Annotated in this window: 19 protein-coding genes; 7 read left to right on the top strand and 12 right to left on the bottom strand. The window is 69.5% G+C overall.

Annotated features, from left to right (window positions below):
* Positions 1 to 68: 68 nt before the first annotated feature.
* From ACTOQ1_RS00710 to ACTOQ1_RS00695, 4 genes are all read right to left on the bottom strand, one after another.
* Positions 69 to 908: a PmoA family protein gene (locus tag ACTOQ1_RS00710; RefSeq protein ID WP_440063619.1), complete on the bottom strand. Its 840-nt coding sequence runs from the start codon at positions 906 to 908 to the stop codon at positions 69 to 71.
* Positions 899 to 1,930 (bottom strand): Gfo/Idh/MocA family protein, encoded by a 1,032-nt coding sequence (locus ACTOQ1_RS00705; protein ID WP_440063618.1) that lies wholly within the window; start codon positions 1,928 to 1,930, stop codon positions 899 to 901. The genes ACTOQ1_RS00710 and ACTOQ1_RS00705 overlap by 10 nt, the downstream gene beginning before the upstream one ends.
* Positions 1,931 to 2,108: 178 nt before the next feature.
* The gene (locus tag ACTOQ1_RS00700) at positions 2,109 to 3,380 is read right to left on the bottom strand and encodes a glycoside hydrolase family 30 protein (protein ID WP_440063616.1); all 1,272 of its coding nucleotides are present in this window, start codon (positions 3,378 to 3,380) and stop codon (positions 2,109 to 2,111) included.
* A gap of 298 nt (positions 3,381 to 3,678) precedes the next feature.
* Positions 3,679 to 4,689, bottom strand: coding sequence for a LacI family DNA-binding transcriptional regulator (locus tag ACTOQ1_RS00695; protein WP_440063615.1), 1,011 nt, complete (start codon positions 4,687 to 4,689; stop codon positions 3,679 to 3,681).
* Between the two features lie 174 nt (positions 4,690 to 4,863).
* Between ACTOQ1_RS00695 and ACTOQ1_RS00690 the strand changes: the two genes are divergently transcribed.
* From ACTOQ1_RS00690 to ACTOQ1_RS00670, 5 genes are all read left to right on the top strand, one after another.
* Positions 4,864 to 6,162, top strand: a complete 1,299-nt coding sequence (locus ACTOQ1_RS00690; protein ID WP_440063614.1) for an extracellular solute-binding protein — start codon at positions 4,864 to 4,866, stop codon at positions 6,160 to 6,162.
* A gap of 18 nt (positions 6,163 to 6,180) precedes the next feature.
* On the top strand, positions 6,181 to 7,161 hold the full coding sequence (locus ACTOQ1_RS00685) for a carbohydrate ABC transporter permease (RefSeq protein WP_440063613.1): 981 nt from the start codon (positions 6,181 to 6,183) through the stop codon (positions 7,159 to 7,161).
* Positions 7,158 to 7,982: a carbohydrate ABC transporter permease gene (locus ACTOQ1_RS00680; RefSeq protein ID WP_440063611.1), complete on the top strand. Its 825-nt coding sequence runs from the start codon at positions 7,158 to 7,160 to the stop codon at positions 7,980 to 7,982. Before ACTOQ1_RS00685 ends, ACTOQ1_RS00680 begins: the two co-directional genes overlap by 4 nt.
* A 36-nt stretch (positions 7,983 to 8,018) precedes the next feature.
* The gene (locus ACTOQ1_RS00675; RefSeq protein ID WP_440063610.1) at positions 8,019 to 9,440 is read left to right on the top strand and encodes a glycoside hydrolase family 5 protein; all 1,422 of its coding nucleotides are present in this window, start codon (positions 8,019 to 8,021) and stop codon (positions 9,438 to 9,440) included.
* Between the two features lie 465 nt (positions 9,441 to 9,905).
* A complete protein-coding gene (locus tag ACTOQ1_RS00670; RefSeq protein ID WP_440063609.1) occupies positions 9,906 to 11,555 on the top strand; it encodes a glycoside hydrolase family 43 protein in 1,650 nt (549 codons plus the stop codon).
* A 102-nt stretch (positions 11,556 to 11,657) separates the two neighbouring features.
* On the opposite strand, the gene ACTOQ1_RS00665 is transcribed toward ACTOQ1_RS00670, so the two are convergent.
* The 4 genes from ACTOQ1_RS00665 to ACTOQ1_RS00650 form a co-directional block, all read right to left on the bottom strand.
* Complete coding sequence (locus ACTOQ1_RS00665) at positions 11,658 to 12,152, bottom strand: hypothetical protein (protein WP_440063608.1); 495 nt, start codon at positions 12,150 to 12,152, stop codon at positions 11,658 to 11,660.
* A 469-nt stretch (positions 12,153 to 12,621) separates the two neighbouring features.
* The gene (locus ACTOQ1_RS00660; RefSeq protein ID WP_440063607.1) at positions 12,622 to 13,119 is read right to left on the bottom strand and encodes an HAD domain-containing protein; all 498 of its coding nucleotides are present in this window, start codon (positions 13,117 to 13,119) and stop codon (positions 12,622 to 12,624) included.
* Positions 13,116 to 13,319 (bottom strand): hypothetical protein, encoded by a 204-nt coding sequence (locus ACTOQ1_RS00655; protein ID WP_440063606.1) that lies wholly within the window; start codon positions 13,317 to 13,319, stop codon positions 13,116 to 13,118. The genes ACTOQ1_RS00660 and ACTOQ1_RS00655 overlap by 4 nt, the downstream gene beginning before the upstream one ends.
* Before the next feature lie 231 nt (positions 13,320 to 13,550).
* Positions 13,551 to 14,018 carry an SRPBCC family protein gene (locus ACTOQ1_RS00650; protein ID WP_440063605.1) on the bottom strand — a complete coding sequence of 156 codons (468 nt, stop codon included), beginning with the start codon at positions 14,016 to 14,018 and terminating at the stop codon, positions 13,551 to 13,553.
* Positions 14,019 to 14,312: 294 nt separating this feature from the next.
* Between ACTOQ1_RS00650 and ACTOQ1_RS00645 the strand changes: the two genes are divergently transcribed.
* Positions 14,313 to 15,743 (top strand): serine hydrolase domain-containing protein, encoded by a 1,431-nt coding sequence (locus ACTOQ1_RS00645; protein ID WP_440063604.1) that lies wholly within the window; start codon positions 14,313 to 14,315, stop codon positions 15,741 to 15,743.
* A gap of 130 nt (positions 15,744 to 15,873) precedes the next feature.
* On the opposite strand, the gene ACTOQ1_RS00640 is transcribed toward ACTOQ1_RS00645, so the two are convergent.
* From ACTOQ1_RS00640 to ACTOQ1_RS00625, 4 genes are all read right to left on the bottom strand, one after another.
* Entirely contained in the window at positions 15,874 to 16,200 is a 327-nt protein-coding gene (locus ACTOQ1_RS00640; protein WP_440063602.1) for a hypothetical protein, read from the bottom strand.
* An 81-nt stretch (positions 16,201 to 16,281) separates the two neighbouring features.
* The gene (locus ACTOQ1_RS00635; protein ID WP_440063601.1) at positions 16,282 to 16,686 is read right to left on the bottom strand and encodes a hypothetical protein; all 405 of its coding nucleotides are present in this window, start codon (positions 16,684 to 16,686) and stop codon (positions 16,282 to 16,284) included.
* A 112-nt stretch (positions 16,687 to 16,798) separates the two neighbouring features.
* Positions 16,799 to 17,164: a hypothetical protein gene (locus tag ACTOQ1_RS00630; RefSeq protein WP_440063599.1), complete on the bottom strand. Its 366-nt coding sequence runs from the start codon at positions 17,162 to 17,164 to the stop codon at positions 16,799 to 16,801.
* A 229-nt stretch (positions 17,165 to 17,393) separates the two neighbouring features.
* A complete protein-coding gene (locus ACTOQ1_RS00625) occupies positions 17,394 to 18,779 on the bottom strand; it encodes a phenylacetate--CoA ligase family protein (protein WP_440063598.1) in 1,386 nt (461 codons plus the stop codon).
* 279 nt (positions 18,780 to 19,058) lie between these two features.
* Here ACTOQ1_RS00625 and ACTOQ1_RS00620 point away from each other — a divergent pair, with 279 nt between their 5' ends.
* Positions 19,059 to 19,841, top strand: coding sequence for a nucleotidyltransferase domain-containing protein (locus ACTOQ1_RS00620; RefSeq protein WP_440063596.1), 783 nt, complete (start codon positions 19,059 to 19,061; stop codon positions 19,839 to 19,841).
* Positions 19,842 to 19,856: the final 15 nt, after the last annotated feature.

The raw sequence follows: 19,856 nt of genomic DNA, 5'->3' as shown, positions 1-19,856 counted from the left end.
CGTTTCGGTCGGACATCCCGGCCGGACGTCTCTGCCGGACATCTTCGCCGGACGCGGCGCCGGGCCGGTCACGCCGGTTCCGGGTACGGGTGCTCCTTGACGTACGCCTCCAGCCGGGGACGGTCCCACGCGCCGGTGGCCACGACCGTCCGGTAGCTCAGGCGCAGCGTCGCGCCGGGCGGCAGGACCATCTCGCGGTGGAACGCGATGGACGGGTTGACGGCCGCGAACGGCGTCGTGCGGACGAACCAGACGGTGGGCAGGGCACTTTGGAACAGCAGGGTGGACGAGCGGTCCACCTCGTCGTGGCGGCCGGTGTAGGCCAGCCACGCCGACTCCTCGCCCATCATCCGCGGCCCCTCGCCGCTCTCGGCGATCACCTCCCCGTGCTCGAAGGAGCGGGGCCCGCGCCAGAACAGGCCGCAGTACCCGGCCATCGGGCGGCCGTTGGTGGTGGGGCTGCCGAAGACCAGGTCCCTGCCGCGCACGTTGGTGATCGAGGTGGACAGCTCCAGCGCCCAGGAGTCGTCCAGCACGTCGCGCACCTCGAAGGTCCTCACCTCGTCCACCCAGTGCTCGCCGCCCTGGGTGTGCCAGGTCAGGCGCTCCACGCCGGGAGAGAGGAACTCCTCGTGCCGCATGGTCCCGTTGTTCGGCAGGTCCACGTACCCGGCGGCCTCGCGGACGTAGCTGCCGCCGCCCCAGAAGTTCTCCCCCGACAGGTCCGAGACGGTCATCTGCAGGCCCTTGTGCCAGCGGTGGTCGTGCGGGCGGAAGGTGCTGACCACGTCTCCGGCCAGGGTCCTGATCGGGTGGAAGTACGGCTTGGGCGACTCGAAGACCGGGGTCTTCGGAAGGTAGACGTAGCGCAGGATCTCGACGCCGCGCTCGGTGAAGGTCAGCTCCATGCGGTTCCGTCCAGCCGGTGGTAGAAGGGATGGTCGGGGGTGAGGTCGGAGCGGAGCACGGGACGGCCGGTGAACGCCGACGCGTACAGGCCGGTGATCAGCTCCAGCGCCTGGCGCCCCTCGGGGCCGCTCATGGGCGGTCGCTCGCCGCGCTCGTAGGCGTCCAGCAGCTCCGCCAGCTGCGCCTCGTGCGAGCTCGGCAGGTCCTCGGGAGGGTTCCAGCGCGCCGAGGTGGAGGTCCAGTCGGCGTTGCGGTAGCCGTACAGGTGGCGCAGCTCCACGGTCGCCTCGGTGTAGTCGAAGCGCAGGTAGCTCTCCTCGCGCGGAGACAGCACGCTGTTGACCACCGAGGCCATCGCACCGGAGTCGAAGCGGACGGCGGCCATCGAGACGTCCTCGGTCTCGATCCGGCGGTCCAGCGTGCCGGTCATCGCGCGGATCTCCGACCAGTCGCCGAGGACCGACAGCATCAGGTCCATCTGGTGGATGCCGTGCCCCATCGTGGGGCCGCCGCCCTCGGTCTCCCACCGGCCGCGCCAGGGCACGTCGAAGTAGGCGTGGTCGCGGTACCAGGCGGTCACGCAGAGCGCGACGAGCGGGCGGCCCAGCTCGGGGGCGAGGGCGCGCAGGTGCCGCGCGCCGGAGCCGAACCGGTGCTGGGAGACGACCGAGGCGTGGCCGGGCCCCTCGGCCGCCGCGATCAGGTCGTACTCGGCCAGCGACAGGCAGGCGGGTTTCTCGGTCCACACCCAGGCGCCCGCCTTCAGGCAGGTCACCGCCTGGGCGGCGTGCAGGTGCGGCGGGGTGCACAGGTGGACGAGGTCGGGCCGCTCCGCGTCGAGCATCGCCTCCAGGGAGGTGTACGCCCCCGGGATCGCGTGCTCGGCGCAGAACGCCCTGACCCGCGCCTCGTCCACGTCCACGGCGGCCACCACCCGCGCCCGGTGCGCCTGGGCGCGCAGCGCGGGCAGGTGGCAGATCCCCGCGATGCCGCCGGTGCCCACGATCGCCACCCGGATCATCTCGGTCCTTCCGTCTCAGAGGGTCCAGAGGGTCCAGAGGGTCCGGAGGGTCCGGAGACGGACGGCCCGGATCCGGGCCGTCCGGGCCGTCCGGGTGGCTCGGGCGAGCTCCCGGCCTCCGGTCGCGGGGAGCACGATGCGCGACCGGAGACCCGGAGACCGCCCGCGGGCGGGTGCGTCACCGTACGACCACCGTCGTCAGGGAACGCGGGGCGAGGGTGAGGGTCCTGCCGGATCTCAGCCCGGAGAGCGGGGTGGCGGCGAGCGAGTGGTCGGCGTCGGTCAGGTAGGCGGTGGCCCGGCCGGGGCGGGTGGTGATCTTGGTGGTGACGGGGGCGGTGGAGGTGTTGAGGATCTCGACGACCTCCGAGCCCCCGGTGTTGCGGAAGGCGGTGACCTTCAGCGCGGGGTCGGCCGAGGCGACGGAGAGCCGGACCGCGCCGGGGCGGACGAAGCGGCTGTAGGCGGCCAGCGCCCACAGGCGTTTGGAGACGCGGTAGGTCGAGGTGGCCTCGTCGATCTGGATCAGTCCCCGGGTGGTGCCGCGCGAGGCGCCGAACCAGAAGATGTAGCCGTTCGCCCTGCCCAGGGTGAGCGAGTCGTGGATCTGCTGGGCGACCGCGAAGCCGTCGTAGCCGCTGCCGTCGTCCCACGCCTCGTTCCAGGTGGTCCCGTTGGGCGACCACTCCGACATCCACACGGGCCGGTCGGTGGGCAGCGGGCCGTCGACCGGGCTGACGTAGGGGTGCCCGGCGTGCGTGGCGACCCACCGCCGCGCGACGGGGTCGGCCTCGATGGCGGCGGTGTACTCGCGCTGCTGGGACCAGCCGGCGGCGTCGCAGCAGACCACCTTGAGCCCGGTACGGGCCGCGGTGGGGCCGAGCACCTTGACGAACTCGGCGGCCTCCTGGGGGGTGAACCGCATCGAGGCGTACGAGACGGTGAGGTCGGGTTCGTTGGTGAACCCGATGTCGGTGATCCTGATGCCCTCGGTGGCGTAGAACTTCGCGTACTGGACCAGGTAGTTCGCGTACGCCTGCCGCCACTCGGGAAGCAGCGTCCCGCCGTTGCTGTCGGAGCCGTTGTCCTTCATGTAGCCGGGGGCGCTCCAGGCGTCGGCGTAGAAGCGGGTCACGCCGTAGCGCCTGGCCTCCTTGGCCAGCCAGACCTGGCCGCCGTCGTCGCCGTCCCAGACGTACTTCGGGGGCGCGCCCGGCCCGCCGGGGTCCTCGGGCTGGATGGAGGTCATCAGGTCGTACGGGCTGCCGGTGGGGGAGGAGCCGATGCCCAGGCGCAGGATGCTGAGCCCGGCGCCCTTCTCCGGGCTCAGCCACAGGTCGAGGATCTCCCGCTGCTTGGCGGCGGGCAGCGCGCGGACCAGCTCGTTACGCCGGAACGCCTGCGAGAAACCGAAGCCGTCGATCCGCTGGAGAACGCCGTGGTGGTCCACCCGGATAGGGGAAGCGCTTTCCGCCGGGGCGTGACTGAACCCGAGGAGGGGAAGGATGAGGACCGGTGTCAGCAGCGCCCTGTGACGTCGAGACATGCGGAAACCCGCTTTCCGAAAGTTTCACAAGATTACCGAGACATTTCGTGACAAGTACCGTAAATGTTTCGAGAGCAGCCGTCAACAGCCCCTCGCGCCGCGGGTGGGGGGTCGCCGGGCGCGGGCCCGCCGGGCGAAATCGGTCGGGCAGGGCCGGTCGGGCGGCGGCCGGGTGGGGCAGAGCGGGACCGGGTGGGGGCGGTCAGCCGGTCGGGCGGGCGGTGCTCTCGCGGACGAGGAGGTCGGTGGCCAGCTCCACCCGCCGGGGCTCGTGCCCGCCGCGGTCGAGGCCGAGCACCATCCGGGTGGCCAGCGCCGCCATCTCCTGGAGCGGCTGGCGCACGGTGGTGAGCGGAGGCCACGCGGAACGTGCCAGCGGCAGGTCGTCGAAGCCCACCACGGACAGGTCGTCCGGGACCCGCAGGCCGCGCTGCCTGGCCGCCTCGAAGACGCCGAACGCCTGCATGTCGCTGCCGGCGAAGATCGCGGTGGGCGGCTCGTCCAGGGACAGCAGGTCGTGGCCGTGGTCGCGGCCCGAGCCGACCAGGAAGTCGCCGTACCTGATGAGCGCCGCGTCCACCGCGATCCCCGCGGTCTCCAGCGCCGCCCGGTAGCCGTCGACGCGGGCCCGGCTGCACAGCATGTCGGCGGGGCCGCCGATCATCCCGATCCTGCGGTGGCCCAGCTCCAGCAGGTGGCGGGTGGCGGCCAGGCCGCCGTTCCAGTTGGTGGCGCCGACCGAGGCGACCCCGGGCGGCGGCTCGCCCTCGGGGTCCACCACCACGAACGGGATGGACCTGGCGGCCAGCTGGCCGTGCTGGTCGGCGCTGATCCGGGAGCCGACCAGGATGGCCCCGTCGGTGCGCCGGGCGGCGATCCGCTCCACCCAGTCCCTGCCGGGCCCCGCGTGGCTGTGCAGGACCGAGACGACCACCCCGGCGTCGACCTCGCGGGCCGCGGTCTCCACGCCGCGCACCAGCTCCATCGCCCACGGGCTCTCGATCTCGGTGAAGACCAGGTCGACCAGGCCGACGGGGGCGTCGCCCTGGCCGGTCCTGCGCCGGTAGCCGTGCTTGTGCAGCAGGTGCTCGATCCGCTGCCTGGTCTCGGACGCGACCTCGGGCCGCCCGTTGATGACTTTCGAGACCGTGGGCGCGGAGACCCCGGCCTCCTCGGCGATCAGGGCGATCGTCACGCGCGGCTTGGTTGGCATGCGGCGAATACTAACTGAAACCTTTCGGAGGCTTTCCCCGGGAGGTGGTTCTCGTGGTCCGGGATCACTACCGCGGGGCTATTGACGCGTAACCGCGAGTTTACCTATTCTCCGGAACACGAAATATTCGGGGAATATGTGAAAATTTCAAGCAAACTCCCGAAAGGGGATCCCATGCTGAGTCGGCGAGGCGTGGTAGCTCTGGCGGCATCCGCTCTGCTTCTCGGAGCCTGCAGTACGAGCGGAGACGGCGACGGGGCCCAGGCCGGCGCGACCACCGGCTCGGAGAAGGTCACCTTCGAGTTCTGGAACCTGGCGACGGCGGACCCCATGAAGACGTTCTGGGCCAATGCCATCAAGGAATACCAAACAGCCCATCCGAACGTCACGATCAAGAACATCTCCATCGAGAACGACTCATACAAGCCGAAGCTCGCCACGCTCACCCAGTCGGGCAAGGCACCCGATCTGTACTCCACCTGGGGCGGCGGCGTCCTGAAGCAGCACATCGAGGCGGGCCTGGTGAAGGACCTGTCGTCCGAGGCCGGCGACGTCATCGACACCATCACGCCGGCGGCCCTGTCCGCCTACCAGTTCGACGGCAAGACCTACGGGCTGCCCATCGACATCGGCATGGTCGGCTTCTGGTACAACAAGGCGCTGTTCAAGAAGGCCGGCATCACCACCCCGCCCGCCACCTGGACCGAGTACCTGGACGCGGTCAAGAAGCTGAAGGCGAGCGGGACCACCCCGATCGCCCTCGCGGGCAAGGCCAAGTGGCCAGGCCACTACTACTGGGCCTACCTGGCCATGCGGGTGGCCGGGCTGGACGCGCTCAAGCAGGCCGGCACCACCAACGACTTCACCGGTCCCGACTTCGTCGCCGCCGGTCAGAAACTCAAGGAGCTCGTCGACCTCCAGCCGTTCCAGAAGGGCTTCCTGGGCGCCGACTACTCCACCCCCGACGGCCAGTCCGCGAACGTGTCGAACGGCAAGGCCGCCATGGAGCTGATGGGCCAGTGGGCCCCGTCCGTGCAGAAGGACTCCGGCAAGGGCCTCGGCGACGACCTCGGCTTCTTCCCCTTCCCGGCGGTGGAGGGGGGCAAGGGCGCCGCGGGCGACGCGTTCGGCGGCGGGGGCGGCCTCGCCGTGAGCGTCAACGCCCCGCCCGCCGCGCTGGACTTCCTGAAGTTCGCGCTCAAGCCGGAGAACCACAGCAAGGCCGTCAAGGCCGGAGGAGTCCTGCCCGTGCTCAAGACGGGTGAGGAGGATGCCGTCACCGACCCCCACATCAAGACGGTCTCCGAGACCCTCGCGGCCGCCAGCGGCTTCCAGCTCTACCTCGACCAGGAGTACCCGCCGGCCGTCGGCCAGGAGGTCAACGACGTCGTGGCCGAGCTGATCGGGGGCACCAAGACGCCGGAGGAGGTCGTCCAGGCCATCACCGAGACGGCCAAGTCGGAGTCGGAGTAGCCGCCCGGTATGAAAACGGTGACGACGACGACAGGGCCGGACGCACGTCCGGCCCCTCCCTCCGAGAGACCCGCCGCGAGGCGGGGGCGGGGCGGCTCTCGCCGAGGTCGCGGCTGGGTCACCGCGATCCTGTTCGTCCTCCCCGCGCTGATCCTGTTCGCCCTCCTGGTGCTGCTGCCGATCCTGGTGGCCGGCTACACCAGCCTCTTCAAGTGGAACGGCATCGGCCCGCCGAGCAACTTCATCGGCCTGGACAACTTCACCCGGCTGTTCGCCAGCGACATCTTCGCCGGCGACCTGCGCAACGGCGCCATCCTCATCGTGCTGGGCCTGGCGGTGCAGTTGCCGCTCTCGCTGGGCCTGGCGGTGATGCTGAACCAGCGGATCCGCGGGCGGGCCTTCTACCGGCTGCTGTTCTTCGCGCCGTACATGCTCTCCGAGGCGATCATCGGCGTGCTGTTCTCGATGATCCTGTCGCCCGAGACGGGCATGGCCAACCAGCTGCTGGTCTCCTGGGGCCTGGAGCCCTGGACCTGGCTGTCCGAACCGGACACCGTGATGTTCTCGCTGTTCTTGGTGATCACCTGGAAGTACTTCGGGTTCCACATGATCATCTATTTGGCCGGCCTGCAGGGCATCCCCAAGGAGCTGAGCGAGGCGGCCAGGATCGACGGCGCCGGCGGCTGGGACGTGTTCCGCCACGTCACCCTGCCGCTGCTCGGCCCCACCATCCGGGTCAGCGCGTTCCTGTCCGTCATCGGCACGATCCAGCTCTTCGACCTGGTCTGGATCCTCACCGGCGGCGGCCCGTCGCACGCCTCGGAGACCATGGCCGTCAGCATGTTCGAGTACGGCTTCAAGCGGTCCCAGATCGGCTACTCCAGCGCGATCAGCGTCGTCATGTTCCTGATCAGTCTCGTCTTCGCCCTCGGTTACCAGCGGTTCGTCCTGCGCCGGGACCTGGAGGGGGCCAGCACCACCATGGGGGACCGCCGATGATCGCCCGGCTCCGCACGTACCCGATCCACGCGGTCATCTGGGTGGCGGCCGTCTTCATCGTCGTCCCCTTCCTGTACGGCCTGCTCGGCGGCTTCAAGACCTCCAGCCAGCTGTCGAGCAACCCGCTGGGCCTGCCCTCCCCGTGGGTCACCGAGAACTACACCGACGTGATCGTCTCCGGCGCGTTCTGGCGCCAGCTCCTCAACAGCCTGTTCATCGCGGTCGCGACCACCGTGCTGGTCGTGGGGCTGTCGGCGATGGCCGCCTTCGCCTTCGCCCGGTTCGCCTTCCGGGGGCGGGAGTTCCTGTTCACGCTGTTCGCCATCGGGCTGATGTTCCCGTTCGCGGTGGCGATCCTGCCGCTGTTCGTCCTGCTGCGCACGTTCGGCCTGCTGGACAACCCGCTCGGGGTGATCCTGCCGCAGGCCGCGTTCGGCCTTCCGCTCACCGTGATCATCCTTCGGACGTTCTTCCGGTCCATCCCCAGGGAGATCGAGGAGGCCGCCATCATCGACGGCTGCACCCCCTTCGGCTTCTTCTGGCGGGTGCTGCTGCCGATAGCCAAGCCCGCCCTGGCCACCGTCTCGGTGCTGGCGCTCGTGGCGAGCTGGAACAACTTCTTCCTCCCGCTGGTGGTCTTCAACGACCCCGGCCTGTGGACCCTGCCGCTCGGCGTCCAGCAGTTCCAGGGGGAGTACATGACGGACATCGCCAGGGTCCTGGCCTACGTCATCGTCGCGATGGTGCCCGCCCTGGCCTTCTACGCCGTCGCCGAGCGTCAGTTGATCAGCGGCCTCACCGCCGGTGCCACCAAGGGCTGACCCGAATCTCATCGCCTGAGTAGAGAGTGAGACACCATGACCCTGAGTGTCGCCGGATCGCGTCTCGTCGATTCGGCCGGCACCCCGGTACGGCTGCGTGGAGTGGGCCTCGGGGGCTGGCTGAACATGGAGAACTTCATCACCGGCTACCCGGCCAACGAGTCCGCGATGCGCGAGGCCGTCCGGGAGGTCCTGGGGGAGGACCGGGCCGAGCTGTTCTTCGACCGGCTGCTCACCTCCTTCTTCGGCGCGGACGACGCCGCGCTGCTCGCCGGGCTCGGCACCAACTGCGTCCGCATCCCGATCAACTACCGCCACCTGGAGTCCGACGACCGCCCCTTCGAGATCGTCGAGCACGGCTTCCGCCACCTGGACCGGGTGATCGGACTGCTCGCCGAGCACGGCATCCACAGCGTCATCGACCTGCACGCCCTGCCCGGCGCGCAGAACCAGCACTGGCACTCCGACAATCCCACCCACGTCGCCGCGTTCTGGCAGCACCGGCACTTCCAGGACCGCGCCGTCCACCTGTGGGAGGCCGTGGCCGACCGCTACCGGGACAACCCCTGGGTGGCCGGATACAACCCGATCAACGAACCGGGTGACCGGAGCGGGCGGGTCGTCGGCCCCTTCTACGACCGCCTGGTCAAGGCCGTGCGCGCCGTCGACCCGAAGCACGTGCTGTTCCTGGACGGCAACACCTACTCCACCGACTTCTCGATCTTCCGTGAGGTGTACGAGAACACGGTCTTCGTCTGCCACGACTACGCCCTGGCCGGGTTCGCGCACGGCGGCCCCTACCCCGGTCACACCCGCGGCGAGTGGGTGGACCGGGCCCAGCTGGAGCTCTCCTTCGAGCGGCGGACCACCTTCCAGCGCGAGACCGGCACCCCCATCTGGGTCGGCGAGTTCGGACCCGTCTACACCGGCGACCCGGAGATCGACCGGCAGCGCTACCAGATCCTCCGCGACCAGCTGGAGATCTTCGACTCCTACGAGGCCGGCTGGTCGCTGTGGACCTACAAGGACGTCGGGCTGCAGGGCCTGGTCAGCGCCGGCGAGCCGTACATGAGCCGGTTCGGCGACTTCATCGCCAAGAAGGGGCGGCTGGGCGCCGACCGGTGGGGTTCGACGATGGAGGAGTCGGCGAGCGAGCTGGCCCCGCTGCACCGGCTGATGGAGACCGAGTTCCCGTCCTGGGACCCCTACCCGTGGGGCGCCCGCTACCAGACCGACGACCTGATCCGGCACATCCTCATCGCGCAGGCGCTGCTTCCCGAGTACGCGGAGCTGCTGCGCGGCTGCTCCGACGAGGAACTGACCGCCCTGGCCGACTCCTTCGCCCTCGCCCGCTGCGTCCGGCGGCAGCCGCTGCTCGATCTGCTCGCCGAGAACCTGCGCGGCGAGGACGCGCGCGGCGAGGACGTACACGCCGAGGAACCGCGTGGTGGCGCCTGACGCACGCCCCGCTCGGCTTCGACGTCCAGGTCGACGACGCCACGGGCACCGCCCGCACGGCCGCCGCGAACTGGGACGACCCGACCGGGCGGAGCCACGTCGACACGTCGAGGTGGGGGTGTTTCAGCTCGCCAGGTAGACACGACCGCCAAGCTGCCGGGTCCGTCCTCCTCCAGAGGACAGGGCCTGGCTCCGGGGGGTGCCGGGCCCGGCCTTCAGGGGGGTGGGGGTCCGGCACCCCTTTCGGATCCGTGTTCGGAGGGCCACCCGTCTGCAGGGAATCTCCGTGACGATCGAAGGCCCGGGACAGGTCCCTGACACGTCCGCCCACGCCGGCCTCGCGCGGGCCATCCCCAACCCGCTCCGGAACCTCACCGGGGCAGGTCCCTGACACGTCCGACCACGCCGAGCCCGCCCCGGGTCACCGGGGCCCTCGAAGGAAGATCTGGACACCGAGGGAGTCCCATGTACACCAACCCCGTCATCCCCGGCTTCCACCCCGACCCCTCGGTGTGCCGGGTGGGCGAGGACCACTACCTCGTCACCTCGTCCTTCGAGTGGTTCCCCGGAGTGCCGATCTTCCACAGCCGCGACCTCGTGCACTGGCGGCAGCTCGGCCACGTCCTGGACCGGCCGTCCCAGCTCGACCTGGACGGCGTACGGCCGTCCGGCGGCATCTACGCCCCCACCCTCCGGCACCACGAGGGTGTCTTCTACATGATCACCACGCTGATGGACGAGCCGGGCAACTTCCTGGTCACCGCGACCGACCCGGCCGGGCCGTGGAGCGAGCCGGTGTGGTTCCCCGAGACCAGGGGCTTCGACCCCTCGCTGTTCTTCGACGACGACGGCCGCGCCTGGATGACCGGCACCCGGCCGAGAGACGCCGGGCGCTACGACGGCGACAGCGAGATCTGGCTGCGCGAGTTCGACCCGGCCACGCTCAAGCTGCTCGGTGAGGAGCACGTGATCTGGGAGGCGGCGCAGCGCGGCGGCGTCTGGTGCGAGGGCCCGCACATCTACCGGATCGGCGCCTTCTACTACCTGCTCACCTCGGAGGGCGGCACCGCCGAGGACCACGCCGTGATGGTCGCGAGAGCCGAGCGGATCACCGGACCCTACCTGGGCAACCCGCGCAACCCCGTGCTCACCCACCGCCACCTCGGGCTGCGCCACCCCATCACCAGCGTCGGCCACCCCGACCTGGTCCGGAACGCGGAGGGCGAGTGGTGGTCGGTCCTCCTCGCCACCCGTCCCTACGGCGCTCTCCCGGCTCCTCTCGCTCCCGCCGCTCCCGCCGAGGATCGTCCTCACACCGGATCCGCCGGCTCCCCGGACGGCGGCTCCCGTGGTGAACCCGCCGGCGACCAGCCCACGACGGCCGCCGTCCGCGCCTCCAAGGGCTACAACCTGGGCCGCGAGACCTTCCTCACCCGCGTCCGCTGGGAGGACGACTGGCCGGTCTTCGACCAGGTGGAACCGTACGCGCAGGCCCCCTCGACCCCCGCGCGCCGCTGGCCCGCCACCCCCGCCTGCGACCACTTCGACGCCCCACGCCTCGCACCGGTGTGGAACCACCTGCGCACGCCCCGCGAACCGTACTGGAACCTGGCCGACAGCCGTCTCACCCTGCGGCTGCGACCGCAGAGCCTGCGCGAGCGGGCCGCGCCCAGCCTGGTCGCCCGGCGGCAGCAGCACATCGCCTTCGCGGCCCACACGGTGATGGAGTTCCGCCCGCGGGGGGAGGAGTGCGCCGGGCTCGTCCTGTTCCAGAACGACGACTTCCACATCACGCTCGTCCTCACCGCGCACGGCCTGGAACTCACCCGCCGCTCCGGCGGCACGGACACCCTCCTGGCCCGCGCCGACGTCGTCCCGTCCGGCCCGCTGTGGCTGGGCGTGGAGGCCCACGGCCAGGACTACCAGGCCCGCTACGCGCTGCGTCCCGGCGAGTGGACCGACCTCGCGGCCCCGGTGGACGGCCGCGTCCTCGGCTCCACCGTCGCCGGAGGCTTCACCGGCGCCATGATCGGCCTCTACGCCTCCTCCAACGGCCACCCGAGCACCAACACGGCCGCCTTCGACTGGTTCGAATACCTGCCGCTCCCGGGATGACCGTTGGCACTCAGGCCAGCTCGGACGGACGTGGTGCCGGTGAGCGGCGGGTGTCCCGCTCACCTGGCCGGCTCACGCGTCCCGAGGCGGGTCGCTCGTGGGTCAGCGGTACCCGCCGTACAGGGAAACCCGCTCGTCCTTGTCATGGTCTATCTTCTCCGTCAGGAAAAGGTCGCGCCGCCATGGCTCGTGAGCGATGTTGACGGTCCATTGCTCGTAGTACCACTGGGTGCCGTAGCCGCTGAAGCGGAAGTTGGCCCGGTAACGCGCACGTTCTCCCGGGTGGAGCAGGAACACCCGGCTGGGGTGACGGTTGGTCGGGTACGCGGCCCACACCGGGGTTCGCTCCACCGCGACCGCTGCTCCGGACAGCTGGAACCGCAGTCCGTTGAGCCGCGCCGGGAACGAATGACCGTCTACCGTCGCGGTGGGCGCGTATCCGGTCCGTTCGTCGGCGAGAAGGTCGTGGACGACCAGCGGCGCGTCGGGCGTCGGCGGCAGCTCGAACGCCGAGGGAATCTCGCGCCGGCGCGTGGCCTCCTCGGCGCCGCGCGCTTGCTTGGTCCACCGGATCACGATCCGCTGCACGATCACCACGCCGTCATCCCTCGTGTCTGTCCGGCAAGCATGGATGCTAGCCAAACCGCGTCAGCAGCTCTGGTCCTGCCCGTCCCGATCGCTTCGGCCTGAACCAGCGGGCGCGCCCGGTCCGTCCGGAACGGCACGGGACGGCGCCGGACCGCGACCCGAACCGGCCCCTCGCCCGCCTGTCCATCCCGGATCCCGAGGGCCCCCGACGGAGACAGACGCCGCGCGAGGTCGTGAGGCACTGAAGGGTGGCGTGGTTGTCGGATCTGATCGTTACCGTGGCGGCACATCCGGAGCATCCGTAGGGAGCGCACACGTGAAGATCAGTCACGCCGACGTCGCCTGGCTCGCCAATGACCATGGGTTGGGCGACCTGCGGTGCCTCACCTTTGTGCGTGGGCTCGATGAGGCTGAGGCGCTTCGGCGGGTGAGCGACCACGTGGAGAGCGATTGTCAAACCCCGTGGATCGCGGGTGATTCACAGGGCTCGAAGCCATTGATCGAGGACTGTGAAGTCTTCGTCGGTGAGTCCCCGATATGACTCCACGTGGTGGAGGAGAGCCCGGCCGCTATGGTGCGCGGAGACCCACTCCCTGTCGGCGTCGGTGATCTCGTCGTCGACCCAGGCGAACGGGCGTCCTCCCGCCCAGTTCACCAGGGTCCGGGTCTTCCAGCAGAGCCCGAACCATTGGTCCTCACGTTCATGCTGGTCGGTTGGCTCCGGCCAGCTCACGACGGGCAGCCGCGGCAGCCCGATCCGGGGTGCTATCTCGGCATTCGCCTCCTCTTCCCAGGTCGTCGCCCAAACAAGTTCGCAGGGCAGCGCCGCCAGCCGACGCCCCACCTCGCAGGTGAACCGCGCCGGGCGCGAGTCCGGTGTAGTAGCTCGCGGTGCGCGGTGCGGATCCTCGCCGAACGGGAGAAGCGGCCCGTCGACGTCAAGGAAGAGCAGCGGGCGTTCGGTATGGTCGGTCATCCTGCGCCGATCGGTTTGAACAGCACTTCGATCGTGGTCTCGTGCTTCCTGCCCTGCCTGCCCGGTCCGGCCGTGCTGCGAAGCGGTGGCTGGCCGTGGCTGGCGGTATGGCCCCAGAGTTGGAACCTGCGCTCACTTTGAAAAAGCTCTGTACCGGGCTCCATCTGAGATTCGGCATCGAACCATGCCTTTGTTGCCATGCAGGCAAGGTTCTCGATCTGCGGCGGTGACCGTCAAGGCGTTCCGATCCGTCTGGTTCAGTTCATGATCGCCTGTTCGAGTGGCTCCCCAAGTAGCCCCCGGAAAGCTGATGAGCCATCACCTGCCTGCCGGGTGACGCTTCTGCGTGTCCCTGCTGTTGCGCATGAGGCGAGCTTGGCAAGTGTGGGCCGGTGGTCCCGTTACACGCGGCACAGGTAACGGGGATACCTTCAATCAGCCGCGAGAGTGGCTTCGGCGACCTGCTTGATGTGCTGATTGCGAACCCGGATCAACTTCGGCATGTAGTGACGGAGAGCCAGCATCTCGGCGATCCTTCCGAGAGGGCCGAGAGGCGCGGCGAATTCGATGACGTCGCGCATTGCCGTGCCGCCCTGGTCGTAAGGTTGAAAATGGTGAGCGTGGTACCAGTGCTTGAAGGGTCCTGACACCTGCTCGTCGACGAAATGACCAGGGCGATCGTAAGCGCTGATCGTAGACGTCATTCGCCGGCGTATGCCGAAGTGTCGCGCCCGCCATGTAACGGTATCGCCCAGCTTCAAGCCACCGGTGGTCACACCTCCGACCGCTTTCTCGGAAGATCCCGCCATTGAGGCCGCGTGAACATCCACGTCCAACGAGATGTCGAAAACTCGTTCCGGTGGCGCCATGACATGCGTGACAATCTCAAAGCCTGGCATGCGTCAAGCCTAAGCCGGCGCACTCCAGTGGAACCTTCTGGGTTGCTCCCTGTCATGGCTGACCAGATGTCGCACGGGAAACACAAACCGCGTCAGCGGTTCTGCTCCTGCCCGTTCAGATCGGTTCCATCTGGACCAGCGGGCGCAGCCGGTCCCTCCGGAACGGGGCTGAACGGGGGTTGGATCGCAACGAGAACCCTGGGAACCGGCGTTCGCCCGGTACGGGCTTCGCGTGGCCGGCGGCTCCGAGCCATGTCTCGTAACTCGATCGGGCGGTTTTGTTAGGGTACCCGGATGCCTTCTCAGCGCGCTCTGCTGCCGCGCTCGGCACCGGCCGCCTCGGGGATGTCGTCCCGCGCGGTCACCACGCTGCTGGACCGGCTCGAAGCGCGATCCGTCGAGTGCCACTCCGTCATGGTCGTACGCCACGGTCACGTCGTCGCCGAAGGCTGGTGGGCGCCGTACTCGGCTGATCGCCCGCACCTTCTCTACTCGATGACCAAGTCGTTCACCTCGATCGCCGTGGGGCTCGCGATCGCCGACGGGCTGCTCTCGCTGGACGATCGGGTGGTGGACGTGTTGCCCGACCACGTTCCGGCCGGCATCTCGGAGCGGGGACGCCGCCTCACCGTTCATCACCTGCTGTCCATGACGGCCGGACACCGCACGGACAGCCTCGCCGAGGCCTGGCGCCTGGAACCGGGCGACCTGGTGAAGGGCTTCCTGCGCGTACCGTTTCCCGAGGCCGAGGGAACACGGCACGCCTACGACAATCCGACCACCTTCGTCCTGGCCCGGATGGTGGAACGGGTCACGGGCCGCGGCCTGCCGGAACTGCTCGACGAGCGCCTCTTCACGCCGATGGGCGTCGACCACGCCGAATGGGACCGGGTGGCGAGCGGTGCCGCCTTCGGATTCCACGGCCTGCACCTCACGACCGAGGCCGTCGCAGCCTTCGGCGAACTGCTGCTGCGCGGAGGCCTTTGGGGCGACCGGCGGCTCGTCCCGCGCGAATGGGTGGAGCTCGCGACCAGACGGCACATCGAGACGCTGCGGTTGGAGGACGGATCGGGGGACGCCGACTACCTTTGCGGTTACGGCTACCAGTTCTGGGTGTCGCGTCACGTTTACCACGGTGACGGCTCTTTCGGCCAGCTGTGCGTGGTCGTCCCGTCGCACGATCTCGTGGTCGCCGTGACCGGCGCCCACACGCAGGCACAGGCGGTGCTCGACGCGATATGGGAGTGCCTGCTGCCCGGTACGGACCACGCGGGAAGCACCCGGGACGACGAGGTCCTCGCCGATCGGCTGCGGCGGCTGTCGTTCGCGCCGGTGCCGGGTTCGGCCGCCCCGGAGCGTTCCGTCAAGGCGAGACTCGACGCCTCCGGCGAGGATTCGGCTCTGCCCGACGGAACCACGGTGATCGTCGATCCCGTGGACGGTGGATGGCTGCTGCGATTCGGGTCGTTTCTCGACGTCGAGGTCGGCCACGGCGACTGGCGGGAAAGCTCGCCGCTCGGCCGCCCTGTCGTCGCGGCCGGCGCCTGGCGGGGCGACACGTTCGTCGCCGAGCCCTACGTCATCACCACCCCGCACCGGGTCCGGCTGGTGGTCGACACCGCCGCGGGGACAGCGACGGCGACGTGGAGCACCGTGCCCCTGACCGGTCCCAGTCTGGCGTCGCATCTGCGGTCGCCGCTGATGACACGGCCTGATGTCGCGTAGGTGACGTTGTCCGAACCGATGGTCTCCGGCCCGGTTCGACTTCTGGTGAGCACGCTGAAAGGGCGGGTTCGGTCGCGGTGAACCCTTCGAGCCGCCGCATCGACCAAAGGACGCGTGCTCTGAGGAGTGATCACGCTCGGGTGTGGCGGTGTTTGGCGCCGGGCGGGAAGTGGTCGGGGTCGCCCGTCTCGCGGAGGTGGACGACCGGGGGCTGCTTCGCCGGGGGCACGTAGTTGGCGAACTCGCTGTTGAGGCGGCGCAGCTGGGTCAGGATCGAGCGGCCGACCAGCTGTGCGCTCTCGTCGGAGCCGCGCAGGCCCGGGGCCAGCTCGACGGTCACCGTCAGATGCCGGTCGCGCTCGGCGTCCTCGGTCACCTCCAGCACGAACTTGCCGGTCACCAGGGTGTTGACCTCGGGCTGCTCCAGGCCGATCGCGATGTTCTCCGGGTACGACATGAGTTGAGGCTGTGATTTCCGGGCGTCGGTTTGCGGGATATTCGCCGGACGATCATCTGTGGGTGAGATCGACGTTCCGGCTCAGTCGAACAGGTCGGTCAGTACCGCTCGCGCTCGCGGGGAGACCTCTTCGCCAGGAAAGAACTGTCCACACAGATGGAGCGCGTCCTCCGATGACGCGATGCCGGCGAGACCGGCCAGGTGTCGAAGATCGTCTACATCACGTGTACGGGCAGCCATCGCCTTCATCGCGAAGATGTGTTCCGGCGAAGCCGCCATCACACGTAGCCCCGGGTGGTCGAAGACCCTCCGCTTTCCCGGGTCGTCCTTGCCGGAGATGTAGACACTGGCCTGCTCGTTCAACCACCAGGGGGGCAGGTCGAGGTCCTCGGCCACCCGACGGGCCTCCTCCAGCACCACTCCGTGCGGCACGAAGAGCGCATCGACATCGCGGGTGACTCTGACAGCGTCGTAGGCGAGTGCCATCGCGGCTCCACCACGACAAAGAGATCCGCTACGACACCACGGCGCACCAAACGCTCTCCCAGCGCCGTGAACGCATGCTCAAGCTCAGCCCGGCCGAGCAGTCCGTCGTCGCTCACGCGGCCTCTAGATCCTTGCTCGAAAGGTAGACGCCGTGCTTGCGGAATGCCGCCGGTGCCCAGACGAGAGCGTCAGTTCGCTGGCTGGCCAGTTCCGCCGGGAACCAGGGGCGCCGCAACACTCGTAAAGCGGTCCACGAAGGTGGGGCAAGATCATGTTTGGCGGCGAGGTGTTCCGCGAGAGCGGCTAGAAGCGCATCCCATCGCTCGTCGCCCACGGGTTCGGGTTCGGCCTGCAGCAACGACGGCTGAAGGCTCGGCGACTCCCAGCGGTATTCCTCCAGGAACTCCCACACGAGCTTCCATCGGATCTTGTCGCTGGTATTCGCCGCCAGGCGCGGGGCGAGGTCGGAAAGCGCCATCGGGCGGTAAGTCATCCTCTTCCCCTTCCGCTCGCACTTGGTTCGATGCTATCGCCTTCGCCCATGCGATCCAGGCTCACGGACTTGTCGGCTGGTCGGCCGCTTTCTGCCATCAGTTGATCTTGAAAGGATGTCGTTGAGGTAGCCGTCGGCGTTCTGGTCGCAGAAGATCGGCCTTGCATTTTGTCGGCTCTCGGCGAGCGAGAAGGACGTATGGGCCGGTGGAGGATCAGCCTCGGGTGTAGCGGTGTTTGGCGCCGGGCGGGAAGTGGTCGGGGTCGCCCGTCTCGCGGAGGTGGACGACCGGGGGCTGCTTCGCCGGGGGCACGTAGTTGGCGAACTCGCTGTTGAGGCGGCGCAGCTGGGTCAGGATCGAGCGGCCGACCAGCTGTGCGCTCTCGTCGGAGCCGCGCAGGCCCGGGGCCAGCTCGACGGTCACCGTCAGATGCCGGTCGCGCTCGGCGTCCTCGGTCACCTCCAGCACGAACTTGCCGGTCACCAGGGTGTTGACCTCGGGCTGCTCCAGGCCGATCGCGATGTTCTCCGGATACACGTTGGCCCCGTAGTAGGAGACCGTGAAGTGGCCGCGGCCGAAGACGTACGCGAACGGCAGGTCCGGCCCGTCGTCGCCGGGGTGGAAGCCGTGCTCGGCGAGGAAGGCGAGCATGCGGTCGTGGGGGATCAGGCCGCCCTCGTCGGCGATGTGGTAGCGGATCAGCGGGATGCCGTTGTCGCCGGAGAACAGCAGGGTGCCCTCGTGCTCCTCGAAGAAGCGCACCCGCGGGTCGTACTGGACCAGGGTCGGCAGCCGGGAGGCGCCGAACAGCTTCTTGGCCGTTTCCGGGTGGGCGGCGAGGAAGCGGCGGACGCGGATGGACAGCGGGGTCTCGTTGCCGAGGACTCCGGCGTCGGCGGTGCCGTAGAGAGAGGCGGTGTCGCGCGCGGGATCGGTCATGCCGGTCCGTTCGGCGACGAGAGTGCGCCACTCCTCGCTGAACACCTCTCCGGCGGTGACCAGTTTGACCGAGTGGTCGGCCCAGGGCAGGCCCTGCGCGACCCCGGTGTCGATCACGTCCTTGAGGAACGGCGGGTAGCCGAGCAGCACGACCTGGTCGAAGTGCGGGGCCAGCTCCGGGATCACCCGGAGGATCTCGCGCCGGTCGCTGCCGGGGGCGACCGCGGTGATCGGGTAGCCCTTCGCGGCGAGGTGGCGGCAGCAGGCGAGGGTGAACAGCCCGCCCACCCAGGTGCCGAGCGCGAAGCAGACCACGGCGAGCGTCCTGCGCCCGGCGGCGTCGAAGGCGTCGCGGAAGACCTGCTCGAACCGCTCGGCGATCACCTCCTCGTCGGCGGCCGAGCGCGGCCAGAACGACGGGGTGCCGGTGGAGCCGGACGACACCGCGATCATGTCCCCGACGGTGCCGTCCCTGCACAGGTCGGGCAGCGGGTGGCGGCGGGTGTAGTTGTCCTTGGTGGTCAGCGGCAGCCGGGTGAAGTCCTCATAGGTCTCGACCCGCTCGGCGACCACGCCGTGCTCGGCGAGAAACGCGCGGTAGGCGGGCACCGAGGCCGCCACCCGATGAAACAGCTCGACCACGCCGTCACGAGGATCCATCCGCCGAATGTACGGCCTGCGCCTCTCTCCCGTCACGGGAGGCGCACGGCGGGCCGTCCTGCGGTGCTCCGGCGTGTCCGGCGTCAGGCGTCCGGGTCCTCGTACTCGCCGACCGCGCCGCTCACCATCCGCGCCACCGGCCCGGGGAGGCCGCGTACCTGGTCGGCGGTGACCTCCTCGTTGGAGGCCGCGGTGAGGTAGCGCCTGGCGAGATGGCGGATGATCGTCGTGGCATCCGTTTCGAGGTCCGCTCCGTTGCCCGGCGGTTAAGGTGCGAAAGTGGTGAACAGCCTCGGCGAGATGCCCTCCCGTATGTGCGCGACCTACCTGGAGCTGGCCGACCGGTACGCGCCGGGCCTGGTCGAAGGTCTCTACCTGCAGGGCTCGATCGCCCTCGGTGACTACCGGCCGGGCAAGAGCGACATCGACTTCGTCGCCGTGGTCGGCGCTCCCCCTGACGCGCGGATCCTGCGCGGGGTGCATGCCGAGTTGAAGAGCCGGTACGCGAAGCCGTACTTCGACGGTCTCTACGTCACGTGGGACGACCTGCGCCGCGACCCCGAGCTGACCCCGGCGAGGCCGGCCGTGCACGAATGGCGCCTCGAGGAGGAGAGCAGGTCCGAGCGGCACCTGGTGACCTGGCACGTGCTGGCCCAGGGCGGGGTGGCGGTGCGGGGGCCCGCGGTCGCGGAGCTGGGGATCCACACCGACTGGGACGCCCTGGCCCGGCGGACGCGGGAGAACCTGGACGGCTACTGGACGCGCTGGGTCGAGCGCGGCTCCCGATCGGCGTCACTGTGGGGAGTGGCCGCGCTCAGCGGCCACCAGACCACGTGGGGGGTGCTCGGTGTCACCCGGCTCCACCACACTCTCGCGGCGGGCGAGGTCACCTCCAAGACGGCCGCGGGCGAGTACGCGCTGAAGGTGTTCGACGAACGCTGGCACCGGATCATCCGGGAGGGGCTGCGTCTGAGGGCCGGCGGCCCGCCGCTGTATCGCGATCCGTTCCGCCGCCGTGCCGACCTGCTGGCCTACATGTCCATGGTGCTGCGATCACGGTGAATCCCCGGAGGCCGT

Origin of the sequence: Streptosporangium sp. OZ121, assembly GCF_051918885.1 — a bacterium.
GTDB lineage: Bacteria > Actinomycetota > Actinomycetes > Streptosporangiales > Streptosporangiaceae > Streptosporangium.
The sequence above is the reverse complement of the archived record's forward strand: the minus strand, read 5'-3'. Positions and strand labels throughout refer to the sequence as shown.